Source organism: Lysobacter sp. Root916, assembly GCF_001429785.1.
Lineage (GTDB): Bacteria > Pseudomonadota > Gammaproteobacteria > Xanthomonadales > Xanthomonadaceae > Lysobacter.
In genome coordinates this window covers 314408-326804 of sequence record NZ_LMJF01000011.1, presented here as the reverse complement: position 1 = coordinate 326804, position 12397 = coordinate 314408, and the positions used below count along the sequence as shown (strand labels likewise).

General features: G+C 63.9%; 13 protein-coding genes. 2 read left to right on the top strand and 11 right to left on the bottom strand.

Translation table 11 applies throughout. The features are described from left to right. Positions 1-651: 651 nt before the first annotated feature. The 8 genes from ASE35_RS09135 to ASE35_RS09100 form a co-directional block, all read right to left on the bottom strand. The gene (locus ASE35_RS09135) at positions 652-942 is read right to left on the bottom strand and encodes a hypothetical protein (protein ID WP_056178399.1); all 291 of its coding nucleotides are present in this window, start codon (positions 940-942) and stop codon (positions 652-654) included. 255 nt (positions 943-1197) lie between these two features. Further along, a complete protein-coding gene (locus ASE35_RS09130) occupies positions 1198-1440 on the bottom strand; it encodes a helix-turn-helix transcriptional regulator (protein ID WP_056178397.1) in 243 nt (80 codons plus the stop codon). A 96-nt stretch (positions 1441-1536) separates the two neighbouring features. Further along, entirely contained in the window at positions 1537-3171 is a 1635-nt protein-coding gene (locus ASE35_RS21170) for a hypothetical protein (RefSeq protein ID WP_157489377.1), read from the bottom strand. A 216-nt stretch (positions 3172-3387) separates the two neighbouring features. Continuing rightward, positions 3388-3726, bottom strand: coding sequence for a hypothetical protein (locus ASE35_RS09120; RefSeq protein ID WP_157489376.1), 339 nt, complete (start codon positions 3724-3726; stop codon positions 3388-3390). 105 nt (positions 3727-3831) lie between these two features. Next, a complete protein-coding gene (locus ASE35_RS09115) occupies positions 3832-4299 on the bottom strand; it encodes a hypothetical protein (protein WP_056178390.1) in 468 nt (155 codons plus the stop codon). 224 nt (positions 4300-4523) lie between these two features. Continuing rightward, positions 4524-4961 carry a hypothetical protein gene (locus tag ASE35_RS09110; RefSeq protein WP_056178387.1) on the bottom strand — a complete coding sequence of 146 codons (438 nt, stop codon included), beginning with the start codon at positions 4959-4961 and terminating at the stop codon, positions 4524-4526. Positions 4962-5174: 213 nt separating this feature from the next. Next, the gene (locus ASE35_RS09105) at positions 5175-7514 is read right to left on the bottom strand and encodes a S8 family serine peptidase (RefSeq protein WP_162250651.1); all 2340 of its coding nucleotides are present in this window, start codon (positions 7512-7514) and stop codon (positions 5175-5177) included. A 478-nt stretch (positions 7515-7992) separates the two neighbouring features. Further along, positions 7993-8865 (bottom strand): NAD(P)H-binding protein, encoded by an 873-nt coding sequence (locus ASE35_RS09100; RefSeq protein ID WP_057163641.1) that lies wholly within the window; start codon positions 8863-8865, stop codon positions 7993-7995. 227 nt (positions 8866-9092) lie between these two features. Here ASE35_RS09100 and ASE35_RS09095 point away from each other — a divergent pair, with 227 nt between their 5' ends. Further along, a complete protein-coding gene (locus tag ASE35_RS09095) occupies positions 9093-10421 on the top strand; it encodes a sorbosone dehydrogenase family protein (RefSeq protein WP_057163640.1) in 1329 nt (442 codons plus the stop codon). A 65-nt stretch (positions 10422-10486) separates the two neighbouring features. Continuing rightward, positions 10487-10840, top strand: coding sequence for a hypothetical protein (locus tag ASE35_RS09090; protein WP_157489374.1), 354 nt, complete (start codon positions 10487-10489; stop codon positions 10838-10840). Positions 10841-10855: 15 nt separating this feature from the next. Here ASE35_RS09090 and ASE35_RS09085 read toward each other — a convergent pair whose 3' ends face one another. The 3 genes from ASE35_RS09085 to ASE35_RS09075 all read right to left on the bottom strand — a co-directional run bounded on the left by ASE35_RS09085 (position 10856) and on the right by ASE35_RS09075 (position 12303). After that, positions 10856-11356 (bottom strand): DinB family protein, encoded by a 501-nt coding sequence (locus ASE35_RS09085; protein WP_057163638.1) that lies wholly within the window; start codon positions 11354-11356, stop codon positions 10856-10858. Then, a complete protein-coding gene (locus tag ASE35_RS09080; RefSeq protein WP_057163637.1) occupies positions 11353-11868 on the bottom strand; it encodes a hypothetical protein in 516 nt (171 codons plus the stop codon). Before ASE35_RS09080 ends, ASE35_RS09085 begins: the two co-directional genes overlap by 4 nt. 96 nt (positions 11869-11964) lie before the next feature. Next, positions 11965-12303 (bottom strand): hypothetical protein, encoded by a 339-nt coding sequence (locus tag ASE35_RS09075; protein ID WP_057163636.1) that lies wholly within the window; start codon positions 12301-12303, stop codon positions 11965-11967. Between the last annotated feature and the right edge of the window lie 94 nt (positions 12304-12397).

The following is a 12397-nucleotide window of genomic DNA, read 5'->3' as shown; positions in this document are numbered from 1 at the left end:
CGATTGACACTCACAAGGGCCTCTGGTTTTTTTGCACACGGCAGCGTGGGCCCGCGCAAGCTAACACCGTCCCCTTACGAACGGATATAGGCCAGAAGTGCTCTCCGGGGACGGCGACTCATCCGCCCATCGAAGGAGCATTTCCAGCACCCACCAGCCCACTGGCGCCAACCCTCCCATTTTTTTTGCGCTAAGTTTGCCTCGCAGGCCGCGGCCCTCTCCGCTGACAGGCTGCGTTGAAGACCACGCAGTGGGACTGACCCACAAGCGCATCGCGCAAACCTGTCGAAAAAATGGCTTGTGCGCATACGGTGGATCGCGGAAATGCGCGCCCGCGCTCAGGCATTGCATCAGCGAAACAAGGATCAGAATGGGTTCTCTAGAATGTCGACTCTGACCCCTGTTTCCGTTCGCGTAGCCGGGGCCGCCCTTCGCGAATCGCTGCGACACATGACGGAAGGCCGTCGGCGGCTTCGGGAATACGGCCAGGACTTACGCGAAGCCGGCGCCGGCCTTCGCGAATCACTGCGGCGCCTTCCGCAAGGCCGCCGGCGGGTTCGGTCACGCCGCAACGCCTTACGCGAAGCCGGCGACGCCCTTCGCGAAGGGGCGCGCACCCTTCCGATCAGGCCGCCGATGATTAGCGTCAGATCAACGCGCCTTCCGTACCCCGCCCCGCTTACTTCCGCCGCCCTCGTCGTCCGGGCCGTAGCCCAACTTGGCCTTCATGTCGCGCAGGGCCTGTCGCCGCTCCGGCTCGCTCAGCAGACCGAAGGCCAGGATCGCCTCGGCCAGCAGGTCGTTGTCGGCGTAGAAGTAGGCGACGGAGACGCGGAGATCGTGGGAGCAGGTGCGCGCGAAGGCCAAACCGGCATCGTCCAGGTACGGTCCGTAACGATGAAGCGGGATGGAGAAGGACGTGTCTTGTGTGGCGTTGGGCATACCCGGTTCCCTCTGAGTTCAAGGATCTGGCGCCGCAACTTGCAGGCGCTGTTGCCGACCGTGCCGTCGCCGCCCAAAGCCGGAGCAACTGGGAAAGCGAAGGCTTCCATGCGATTGCTCAGCTGGCCAACCGCACAACATCCTTATAGCCCATTTTGGGATAATTTCAACCCATTTTGGGGTAAGCCAATCGGCACCTGATTGGCCCCTCAAGTTAGGGCAGTCAGCTCAATGGAGGAGGACGGAGCTAGGAGACTACTTACGGGACTTAGCGATCTGCCGCAGCAGATCGGCCGGGTCGACACCCAGGCTCGCGCAGACGTGCATGAAGTCGATCACGTCCAGGCGTCGCTCGCCCAGTTCGTACTTCGAGACGAACGACTGGGCCTTTTGCAGCTTCTGCGCCACCTGCACCTGAGTTAGGCCGGCCCGCTCACGCGCTTCGACCAGCAATTGGCGCAAACGTACGTACTCGGGCTTGTGCAAGGCAGCAGGCATATACAAAGCCTAATGCCCAACTCGAAATAACCCATTTTGGGGTTAGGCATGGCTTTCGCAGTACTCCATAACTGCTCGCCTCAACCATATGATCATTTAGTTCGTCAGACTGGTGGTGAGGTGCGCAGGCAGACTGCCCACCACGACGAACTCATTCTCTTCATCCCAGAAAAAATAGATCCGGTACGTTCGTTTCGGATCATAACTGCCCCGCTCCGAAGTGCCGGGCGCAGGGGACAAATGCAGATCAATTTCTGAATAGCCAGACTTATAAGGCGTTCGAAACTGATCTCTATATTTTCTATTATCCAGCGCAGCTCCAACGGGTGTAACTTCTACTCGAAGATGGGAACAGGCATCCTGATACTTCATCTGAGCGCCAGGCTCGCCACGCCTATAGTCGACGTACTCGTCGGCCAGCAGCATCAAACACTGGTAGATGTGAGCAACATCGTCATAAACCGATTTCTTTGCAGCACGAGCTGCTTTGGGCAAAACCACCAAGCGGTCTGGGTAGTAGGTTTCCGCCCAACCTGCGAGCTCGTTGAAAGAGCTGGGGATGGGAACCGCTTGAACAGTGGCGTCGCCTCGCTCCAATAGCTTGCCTTCCAGAGCTCGCACTTTCGCGCCTAGCCCATAGAGCTGTCCTTGCAAGCGCTCAATTTCAGCGGTGTACTCCTCATTGGCGTCATAAGCCATGTCACGATCTTGAACAACCTCCCTAGAGCGTTCTTTTACAGCCTGCAACTCCCCCTTAAGGCTGGAAACTTCCACGTGCAGAGTATCTAGTTGCTCCTGCTGAGCCGCCCACTTCTCCTGCATCGTGCTCGCAGCCTCCGCTTTCGCTTGGGCCTCCTCGGAAGCGCGAGCTGCGGCCAGCAATTGCGCTTCGCGGAGCATCGCATCAACTGCGCCGAAGCTAGGAGCGAGATCATCGATATCTGTACGATTTACCGACATCGCCAGAAGCCGGTAAATTAGTCGCTGCTCGAATCTTCGTATATCCGAGGACTCGCGCGGCATTGACGCCAATGACCAGAACGGGTGCGCACGAAATTGAGACTCGGAGAAATCAACACCCGGATAATAAATTCGAATTCCACCAGGAAACACAGCCCACCTTCCCCCAACCTCTCGGATAAAGGCTCGCGCTGTCACTGATGGAACTCTCACAACATGCGCAAACCCAATCGCTCCGTTCTTCAGCCGATCTACATTCACAGTGACGCGACCAGCATCGTCTTCTGCCACAAGAATGACTGGCCGCCGCTCGGGTTGCTCGAGAAGCTGAACCAACAATTCCAAGTCGGCACCGTAATTTTCTAGATCGGTAACACCATCAAAAACCAAACCCTGCTCACTAGCCAATGTGCGCAGCAATTTGGGCGCGGTCCTACCAAATGGGACGCCTGGAGTGGTTGTAACAACAGACAGACGCAGGGACAAATGAGCCATTGGCTCTCTAGCGATTCGAGCTAAAACGACTTCAGTCCGCCACCTACGCTCAATGCCGTCTTCTTTCAGTTTTTCATCGGCGGTATCAAACCGCAACGCCCAGATGCCCTGCCCGGACACCGCTGCTCCATTACCCAGAGCGAGGGAAAAAGATCGACCGTCGTAGGCGACGGAGGGCAATATCTCGCTGGTCCTTTCTGCAACCCACGCCAGTATTCGTTGACGTGCAGCCGAAACAGACGAAGTGGCATCGCCGGCCAACTGCGCCCAAGTCACACTTACAAGTCGACTTTCGGCTTCGGAACTATTTCGCCTTTGGACCATATAATTCCCGTTCTCCATTGTAATGGCGCCACTTCAAACGATTAGCACAGATGCGCAGGAAAAGAACAGAAGACATTTGCCCGCAAAGCTTAGCGAATCTGTTTCCCACACCCACCTTAGATATCGCTCGAACAGTAACACTTCCGGCTAATCGCAGCCGCCATTGGATCATCGCTTGCACGCCTCCCGCCCCACATAATCCGCCACCGACTGCGGAGCCACCGGTACCATGTCCGCCTCGGGCTTCGACAAGGCCATTTTGGACAGCGTTCCGCCGGTGCCGAGGAACTTCACGGTGTGGTTGAGGCAGTCGTAGAAGCGCTTGGAGTAGTTCGTGCTGCCGGCCGCCGTGCGGCGGGTGATGAGGGTGCGGCCGGGCCACTTGCCACCGATTTCCAGGATGTAGTTCTGGGCCTTGGCGTCAGTGGGGATGCCTAGCGGCCACTCGTACGCGTACGTTGCGGCCGAGCACATCAGCAGTGCAGCACCGAGGGTAAGACATCGCATCGATCGCTCCTTTGGCGCTAAGGCCACAAATCCGGAACATCCACCATTTTCCAAAACAGGCTCCGCTCCTTTCCGCAAAGCGCTGCTCTGTCTTCCACCCTTCGCCTACTGGTGCCCCTTCCTGGTGGGCGTCAGTAACGACGGCGTCGTCTGCGTCCCCATCGGATTAAGCCCGGCCTGTTCCTGCTGAGTGACCATCATCGATCCCGGGTCACGACCGGCTTGCGCGCCTTCCTCGCCCAGGGTGATGGGGTACAGCATGGCCGTGTTGACGAAGGCGCCCAAGGCACTGGTCCGCAGGGCAATGCGGTCGGCGTCCACAGGCTTGCCCGGGTGAGGCAGGACAGGCAGGTCGAGGCCCAGCATGAGCGCGTTCTCGAAACCGCGCCGGTAGCGCAGGGTTTCGGCTAGAGGACCGTGGCTGGTGCGCCGGGGGCCGCCGCACGCGGGCAGCCTCTCCCGGCTGTAATCGTTGTCGGCCAAGGCGCTGGCTTGCCGCGGCTGCGGTGCGCCGGGCGCGGGCGCTTGCGCCGGCGGCGGATCGCGAAAGAAGTCCACGAATCGCTTGAGCATTCCACTTCCTCCCTGAAGGGGGTGGATCGGCGTTTCATGCGTACTGCGCCTGCCGGCGGACTCCGCTTGCCCCCGGGTCCGTTCGCAGTGGGCCAGGCCATCATACGCCCGGTTTCGGGGCCGGGTCAGGCGGTGGGCGGGGATGCGATTTCAGCGGGGATTTCGGTCGCCCCGGTGCCCCAGCGCCTGCTTCGCCGCGCAGCGACTTCGGCTTGAACGGCCGGTCAGGCGCGAAGGCTCGCCAGCGCGAACGCGAATGCCACGACACCCCCGCCCAGCACGCTGTACGTCAGCCATAGCGGAGTGTCCTGAGCCCAGGCGAATGCGACGTAGGCTTCCTTGACATTGCGGCCGGTGACGAGGGGGATCAGACCCAAGGCCAACAACGGCAGCACGCTCGCCAAGCCGAATCCCCACAGCACCGGGACGGGATCGGAATCTTCATAGCCGCCGAGCGGGTACAGCGCCACGCCAAAAAAGATCCCTGCGATGAACAGCGCATTGGCCACCCAGGTCGACAGGCGATGCTGCCTGAGCAGGGCATCCCGGGATTTGGCGTTGTAGGTTCTTGGCAGCGTGCGCGCCCAGCGCGAGGTCAGCCAGACGGCAATCGCGCCGCCGATGAGGCCGCTTGAAACGGGGCCTAAAGAGTCGAACTCCATTGGGTACCTGACTCTGCCCCACGTGGGGAGTCGCGCGAATTCTGGGTTTGGCCCAGGATGCCGTCAATCGGGTCTTCCGACATAGGGCCTGCAGCCGCCCCTTCAGCGCAAACGCCCGGACACCACCGACCTGTCGGCGATGCCCGGGCGCGTCCGCGTTCGCGGCGCTGTTTCATCCGGCGCCCCATGGCGACCGGCTGGTTTCATCCCTGCTTACTTGGACAGACGCAGATAGATCGGGTCGGCCAGCGGGTTGCTGACACGCTTGGCTTCGCGACCGTAGTCCAGCGCGCCGCTGGTGCTGGGCAGGAACTCGCTGTCCTTGGCCGGCACGTACTCGGCGATCACGCTTAGGCCCTTGATGGCGCTTTCCGACACGGTCCAGTTGGCGCGGCCGGTCTTGTCCAGCCCGGCGGGCTCGGCGATGTCCTTGCCGTCGACCAGCAGGCGGGCGGCGCCGGTGGGCACTTCCTGGCCGCGCGCGAAACGCGCGACGGTGGCGGTCAGGATCAGGCTGTCGCCCTTGGCGTTGGCGCCCAGCGAGGTCTTGGTGCCGCCGCGCTGCACGTCCTGGCTGACCTTCGCGCTTTCGGCGAAGATCTCGTCGCCGGTGGTGCCGACGTCGAACTCGCAGTCGCCGCGGATCTTGCGGTCCTTCAGCGGTTCGCAGACGCGGCGCGCCAGCTCGACGTTCTCGGGCTTCATCGGCGGGATCTTGTCCTCCGGGAAGGGATCCTTGCGGTAGTTGCCGGTCGAGTCTTCCTTGGCGTAATCGAACAGCGAGGTCTTGTCGGTCACGCGCCAGGAGTCGACGAAGCCCGGACGGGTCCATTCGTTGGCCGTCAGCACGCCCATGATGCCCTCGGTGGCGGGCGTGTGGTACGCGCGCACGTTGATGTACCACTGGCTCTGGTTCGACCACCAGTTCGAGGTCGCGATCAGCGTGGTGCCGTCGGGGAAGTCGATCTGGATGCCGTTGCTGCCGTACTTGCTGACGCGGCCGCCGACACCGAGGGCGATGCCGCCCGGACCGGGGCTGACGAGCGTACCGTTCACGCGCAACTGCAGCCCGCTGGGATCCGGCACGCCGCTCAGGTTGGGCACCCAGGTGACGCGATAGCTGCCCACGCGCGCGGCGATGGCGGTGTTGACGCTGACCCACGGTGCGCTGGGAACGACCGTCTGGCGGGTCTGGATCTCCATGCCCATACCGCCGAGCAGGGCCACGAACTCACCGCCCGGCTGGAAGTCGTAGTACAGACCATTGACGGTGGTGATATGTGGGTCGCCGTCGTTGAAGCCGTCGTTGAGCGAGCCGTAGTGCAGTTGCTCGTTCGGCGAACCCACACCGCGATTGATGACGCCGGGCCAGCCCGGAGTCGCCGCGGTGTTGTCGGCGTTGTGGATCGCCGCCCAGACCGCCGCCGGCGTCGATGCCGGGTGGATCTGCAGATAGCGCGCGGCCACGCCGGCCACGTGCGGGGCCGCCATCGAGGTGCCCGACATCACCGCCGTCGAGGCATCGTTGGCGATACCGGCCGACAGGGTGCTCACGCCAGGTGCGAACAGATCGACGCAGGTGCCCCAGTTGGAGAAGCTGGCACGGGTGTCATTGTTCGGATTGATCGCGCCCACCGTGATCGCCGTCGGCGCACGCGCCGGCGAGATGTTGCAGGCGTCGCCGTTGTTGTTGCCCGCGGCGACCGAGTAGGTGACGCCGGACGCCACCGAGTTCGCGATCGCCGTGTCCAGGGTAGGACTGGGCGAGAAGCCGGAACTGAGGTTGGCGACCGCGGGCAGCACGCGGTTGGCCGTGACCCAATCCACTGCCGCGATCACCGGCGCCAGGTAGGTGTTGGCGCAATCACCCGCACGCACCGGATGCAGCAGCGCCTGTTTGGCGATGCCAAAGGTGGTGCCGCCGATCGTACCCGCGACATGAGTACCGTGACCGTGGCAATCGCCGGTGCCGGCGGCCAGGTTCATGGTGTTGGTGCCGCCCGACACGCGCCCGACCATTTCGTTATGGGTGGCGCGGATGCCGGTGTCGATCACGTACACATGCACGTTGTTGCCGGTTTCGCTGTAGGTGTAGCGCAGATCCAACGGCAGCAGGCGCTCGCTGGTGCGGTCCAGGCCCGCGGGCGGGTTGTTCTGGACGACGTTGAGATCGCCGACCTGGTCGACCTCGATGTAGGCGACGTCCGGGTTCTGGCGCAGGCTGCGCACGGCGTTGTCCGGCAAGGTCGCGCTGAAACCGCGCAGCGCGCTGGTGTAGACGTAACCGATCTTGCCGCCTAGCGCGCGCACGCGCTCCTGCGAGGTCTGCAGCGACTTGCTGGCCACGCCCTGCTTGTAGACCACGATGTACTGGCCCGGGATACGCTTGGGCGCGTTCTCGTTGATCAGCGGCGCCATCGGCGTCTGGGCCATGCTCGTGCCCAGCGGCAGCATCGCGGCGATCAAGCCGGAGGCCACCCATACCGCGGCCCGCACGCCGCGTCGCTGCGGCGGCGTTCCTATCCGCCCTAGATTGTCGTTCGTCCTTTCCATGATCTCGTACTCTCCATGATGGTTCGGGTTTGCCTGGTGACAGGCGTCCATCGTCGGTACACGACGATTCGGCAGCGGGACGGCATGGCTTCGCCCATCCGGGCTTGAAGCCGGTCTCGGATGCATAGCGGGGGTTCGGTCTGACGACCCGATGCGTACTGCGGACGACACCGTCGGCGAACGACGATGGCACTACGATAGGCGCGGTTACGTTGCGCTAGCCTCCATGGCTGATGCACGGTCCCTGTGTAACGTATTCAACGCGTAAGCCCGCAGCGACAGGTCATCGCGGCGTTACGCGTGCGTGGAGCGCACGGAAAACGGTTGCCACATGAATTCGTTCGGCTTTGCGCGACTAGGACATTCTTGTCTCACCGTCGCCGGCCATGCGGCACAGCGTAGGCTGCGCGCCGGAATAGCCGAGACGGTGCCCGAGTTCGCGTCGAACGAACGCGAACACGGCGGGCCCGTCATCGCCCTATCCCTCATCCTGCGACTTTTCTACCAGATCCCGAACATAGGTCTTGAGCGTGGTCTTGCCTCGCAGTGGGTCGTCCGACACATCGAAGCCGCTATCGACGGCGGCCGCGGTCATCCGCGCGTAGGAGTCGGCCGCGGCATCGGAGAATCCCAGCCCGAGGAAGGCCTGCTTCCATGCTTCGCGCGGTGTGACCACCACCTCCACCGGTCGCCCCAGGGCTTGCGAGAACGCGTGCGCGACGTCGTTGGACGAGTACAGACGCGGACCCTCTACATAGCGCACGCCCGTGTCGTCCAGCGACGACAACAGCCTGGTAGCGGCCGCCCAACCCAGATCGCGCGGCGCGACCATGGGAAGCGCCAGATCGGCGGGAAACAAGGTTTGCAGCTTGCCCGTGGCGCGGACGGCATCGAGTTGCCCGTCCCAGTTGCTCATGTAGTAGGCCGCCCGGTTTATGGCCGCCGGGATGGTTTGTCCGCGCAGGCCTTCCTCCAGCTCCCACAACACGTTGAGATCGCCGATGCGATCGCCTGGCTGCGCGCCCCCGGTCGATTCCGCGACCACCTTCTCCAGACCCGAGCCTTCGAGCGCGGCCAGAATCTTGGCGACGGTGCGCCTTTCGACCGCGTCGGTATCCGTGCTGGTATCGGCGGGCGGATTGAGCAGGAGAGCACGGTGTCCGCGCCGCAAGGCCGCATGCAGCGACGCCGCGTCCTCCACATCCGCCTCGACGATATCCGCGCCCTTCGCACGCCACTCGCTGGCGCGCTCGGCGGAGCGGGTAACGATAGCGACCGCCTCTGCGCGCGCGAGCAGCGCCTCAGCGGTGGCCGACCCCACATGCCCCGTACCGCCCATGATCACGTACATGCGCCGTCCTCTCCTTTGCCGCGTTGGCCTTGGTTCGACAACTAGGGGCAGATTAGTTCTCTGCGGGAAATCTCCGGTGAAAGGCAGGTTTTCATGAGTTAACGTTTTGCGGTAGCCACGCCTTCACCCGGCGAATACGAAGTCACATCGACTTCATGGCGCGCAGCGGACACTGAAGCGCGTAGGCAGATTGCGTTTCGGCTGCGCTGCCCCATCAGGAGGCCGCCATGCTCCGCATCACCCCGCTCGCACGCGCGACCGCGTATGCGCTGACGCTGTCGGTCGTCGTCGGTTGCGGCGGCTCCGCCCGCCTTGCCGCCAAGGCCGATACCGGGCCGAATCCGACGCTGCCTGAGCCCGCCTCTACGCTGATCCCCACCGTTAAAGTGGCCAAGGCCGTCGGCTGGCCGACGGGCGCGAAGCCGACGCCGGCGGCGGGACTGGCGGTGAACGCGTTCGCGGCCGGATTGGAGCATCCACGTTGGCTGTATGTGCTGCCCAACGGCGACGTGCTGGTCGCGGAGAGCAATCGTCCGCCGACGCCGGACCCCGCGTCGAATCCGATCCGCGGCATGTTCATGAAATCGGCTTTCGCAAAGGCCGGCGCCGCGGCGCCCAGCGCCAACCGCATCACCCTGCTGCGCGATGCCGACGGCGATGGCGTGGCGGAAGTCCGCACGGTCTTTCTGCAGAACCTGATGTCGCCGTTCGGCATGGCGCTGATCGGCGACGAGTTCTACGTCGCCAACGCCGACGCGATCGTGCACGTGCCGTACCGTCTTGGCGATCTGCGCATCGACGCCGTGCCGACGAAGTTGGCGGACCTCCCCGGCGCGCCGCGCAATCATCATTGGACCAAGAGCCTGCTGGCCAGTCGCGACGGCGGCCAGCTGTACGTGGGCGTCGGTTCGAACAGCAATATCGGCGAGAACGGCATGGACATCGAAGCCGGCCGCGCCGCGATCCATGAGATCGACGTCAAGACCGGCCAGGGCCGCGTTTATGCCAGCGGCCTGCGTAACCCGGTGGGTCTGGCCTGGCAACCGCAAAGCGGCGCCCTGTGGACGGTGGCGAACGAGCGCGACGAGCTTGGCAGCGACCTGGTGCCCGACTACCTCACCTCGGTGCGCGACGGCGCGTTCTACGGATGGCCGTACAGCTACTACGGCGCGCATGTCGATACGCGCGTGCAACCGCAGGACCCCGCGATGGTGGCCAAGGCGATCGCACCCGACTACGCGCTGGGCGCTCACGTCGCCGCCCTGGGGCTGGCGTTCTATGAGGGCAAGCTGCTTCCTGCGCGCTACGCCAACGGCGCCTTCATCGGCCTGCACGGTTCGTGGAACCGCAAGCCGCCTAGCGGCTACAAGCTCGTTTTCGTGCCGTTCGCGAACGGACGGCCCACCGGCCCGATCGAAGACGTGCTCACCGGCTTCCTGGACGAGCGTGGGCAGGCGCGCGGGCGGCCGGTGGGCGTGGCGATCGACGGCCGCGGCGCGGTGCTGGTAGCCGACGATGTCGGCAATGTCGTCTGGCGCGTGACGCCGGCGCGCTAGCGCCTGATCTCAGTACCGCCCAGCCGAGCGCGGCTGGTCTGCCCATCGAACCGAGGATTACGACCATGCTGCAGACCGCGACCATCCTGTTGGCGATCACCGCGTTGGGCGGTCTGCTCATGGCGATCATCCGCTTCTCGCGCAAGCGCAATCCACCCGCCTGGCTGGCCATGCTGCACGGCTTGCTGGCCGCGTCGGGTTTGACGCTGCTGGCTTATGCCGTTTGCACGCTGACTGTGCCGTCCTCGGCGGTGTTGGCGCTGGCGCTGTTCCTGCTGGCCGCCGCCGGCGGTGCGGTCATGAGCCTGGCCTACAAATGGCGCCAGCGCCTGCTTCCGGCGTGGCTGGTCGTCGGCCATGCGACCGCCGCCGTTACCGCACTCGCCCTGCTGTTCCTGGCGGCGTTCGGCCCGGCCTGAGCGCGGCGCATACGCTCAGGCACCTCGCCTGGACGGCTCGCTTTGGTGTAGGAACTTGGTGTACAGATCGCGCGGCGCATCGATCGAGATGGACTTGAGCATCTCGCCGACATTGCCGCGGTGATAGCCGCCATGCGTGACGATGTGCAGCAGCATCTCCTCGCGGGACATGCGGCCGCGGTCGCCGTCGGTGAACCGGAAATCCAGGACTTCGGCCAGGACCGGTTCGGCGAGCGTGGAGACGTAGTCCAGATACCAGGCATCCGTGGCCCTCACGTCGGCCCGCAGCTGCTGCAGGCCAGGCGTGTCCTGCGTATTCGTCGCATCGAACGGCCGCGGCTCGCCGCTCAGGTGCGCGCGGAAGATGCGGTCGGCGACGTAGACGTGGTTGAGCATGCGGATGCAGGAGTGCAGCGGACCGGCGTGCTCGGCGGGCACGGACTCCAGCAGCGCGAACAGCTCGGCGTTGGCCCAGGCCTTGTAGCCGAACAGCGATTGGATGGTGGCGACGGTCATGGCCTGCCTCCCGTAGGTTGGTCGCATGAATCGTCAGAAGCCGCGCATACAGTGACCGGCGCTCCGAAGACTCCCGTGCTCGATACCGGCACCACCTCGAACTTCCAGCGCACATGGCCGTCTGAGTCCGGCGTGATTCCGGTCCATGCCCAACTGATGACGGGAGCTTTGCTGAGAATCCTGGGCGCCAATGCTAACGGGTAGTCGGGGAAGAGGTTCTTGCCGTTCACGCCGGAGATGGGCCGCACCAAGAATCCATAGTGCTTGAGCTTGCGAGCCGACCCGCCAGCGAGCGCCACCTCAACCGAAATGAAGCCAACGCCATTACAGCTGTCGCCGACGTCGCCCACCGATGGAACGAGGTTGACTTTGCGGACCTCCAGCGTCGGCGGCGCAGCGGTCACCCGCCCCGCGCTTTCGATCTTAAAGGGTGGCGACGTGACCAAACTGCAGGCGACACCGGTTCCTGGCAGGAATGCCGCCAGCGCGAAGGCTACGGTGAACTTTGTCATGGGGCGAAGCTCGATTGAGCCGAATCGCGACCTGCGTTCGACTCGGCTGGGGATTGGGTTGGGTACTCGCTTTATCTTCGTGCTCGATTTTTGAAGCTAGCGCTTGCACGCCTCCCGCCCCACATAGTCCGCCACCGATCGCGGCGCCACCGGCGCCATGTCCTGGTCCGGTTTCGAGCGCGCCATGTCGTCCAGCGTAGCGCCGTTGCCGAGGTACTTCACCGAGCCGTTGAGGCAGTCGTAGAAGCGCTTCGAATAGTTCGTGCCATCGGCGCCCGTACGCTTGGTGATGACGGTGCGTCCGGGCCACTTGCCGCCGATTTCAAGGATGAAGTACTGGGACTTGGCGTCGCTGGGGATGCCCAAGGGCCATTCGTAGGCATAGGTCGCGGCCGAGAACATGAGCAGTACCGCGGCAAGAGCGAGAAGTCGCATTGCAGCCTCCGGTGAACGCTGACGCGTGAGGGACCATGGCTAAGCGGACAGCCGTTGCTCGCACGATTGTAGGCCCGGCGGCGCCTGGCTGCTG

Coding starts and splice junctions, on each gene's coding strand:
- ASE35_RS09095 (WP_057163640.1), top strand. CDS start 9,093: ATGCTCCGCATCACCCCGCTCGCACGCGCGACCGCGTATGCGCTGACG.
- ASE35_RS09090 (WP_157489374.1), top strand. CDS start 10,487: ATGCTGCAGACCGCGACCATCCTGTTGGCGATCACCGCGTTGGGCGGT.
- ASE35_RS09085 (WP_057163638.1), bottom strand. CDS start 11,356: ATGACCGTCGCCACCATCCAATCGCTGTTCGGCTACAAGGCCTGGGCC.
- ASE35_RS09130 (WP_056178397.1), bottom strand. CDS start 1,440: ATGCCTGCTGCCTTGCACAAGCCCGAGTACGTACGTTTGCGCCAATTG.
- ASE35_RS09100 (WP_057163641.1), bottom strand. CDS start 8,865: ATGTACGTGATCATGGGCGGTACGGGGCATGTGGGGTCGGCCACCGCT.
- ASE35_RS09110 (WP_056178387.1), bottom strand. CDS start 4,961: ATGGAGTTCGACTCTTTAGGCCCCGTTTCAAGCGGCCTCATCGGCGGC.
- ASE35_RS09115 (WP_056178390.1), bottom strand. CDS start 4,299: ATGCTCAAGCGATTCGTGGACTTCTTTCGCGATCCGCCGCCGGCGCAA.
- ASE35_RS09105 (WP_162250651.1), bottom strand. CDS start 7,514: ATGGAAAGGACGAACGACAATCTAGGGCGGATAGGAACGCCGCCGCAG.
- ASE35_RS09075 (WP_057163636.1), bottom strand. CDS start 12,303: ATGCGACTTCTCGCTCTTGCCGCGGTACTGCTCATGTTCTCGGCCGCG.
- ASE35_RS09120 (WP_157489376.1), bottom strand. CDS start 3,726: ATGCGATGTCTTACCCTCGGTGCTGCACTGCTGATGTGCTCGGCCGCA.
- ASE35_RS09135 (WP_056178399.1), bottom strand. CDS start 942: ATGCCCAACGCCACACAAGACACGTCCTTCTCCATCCCGCTTCATCGT.
- ASE35_RS09080 (WP_057163637.1), bottom strand. CDS start 11,868: ATGACAAAGTTCACCGTAGCCTTCGCGCTGGCGGCATTCCTGCCAGGA.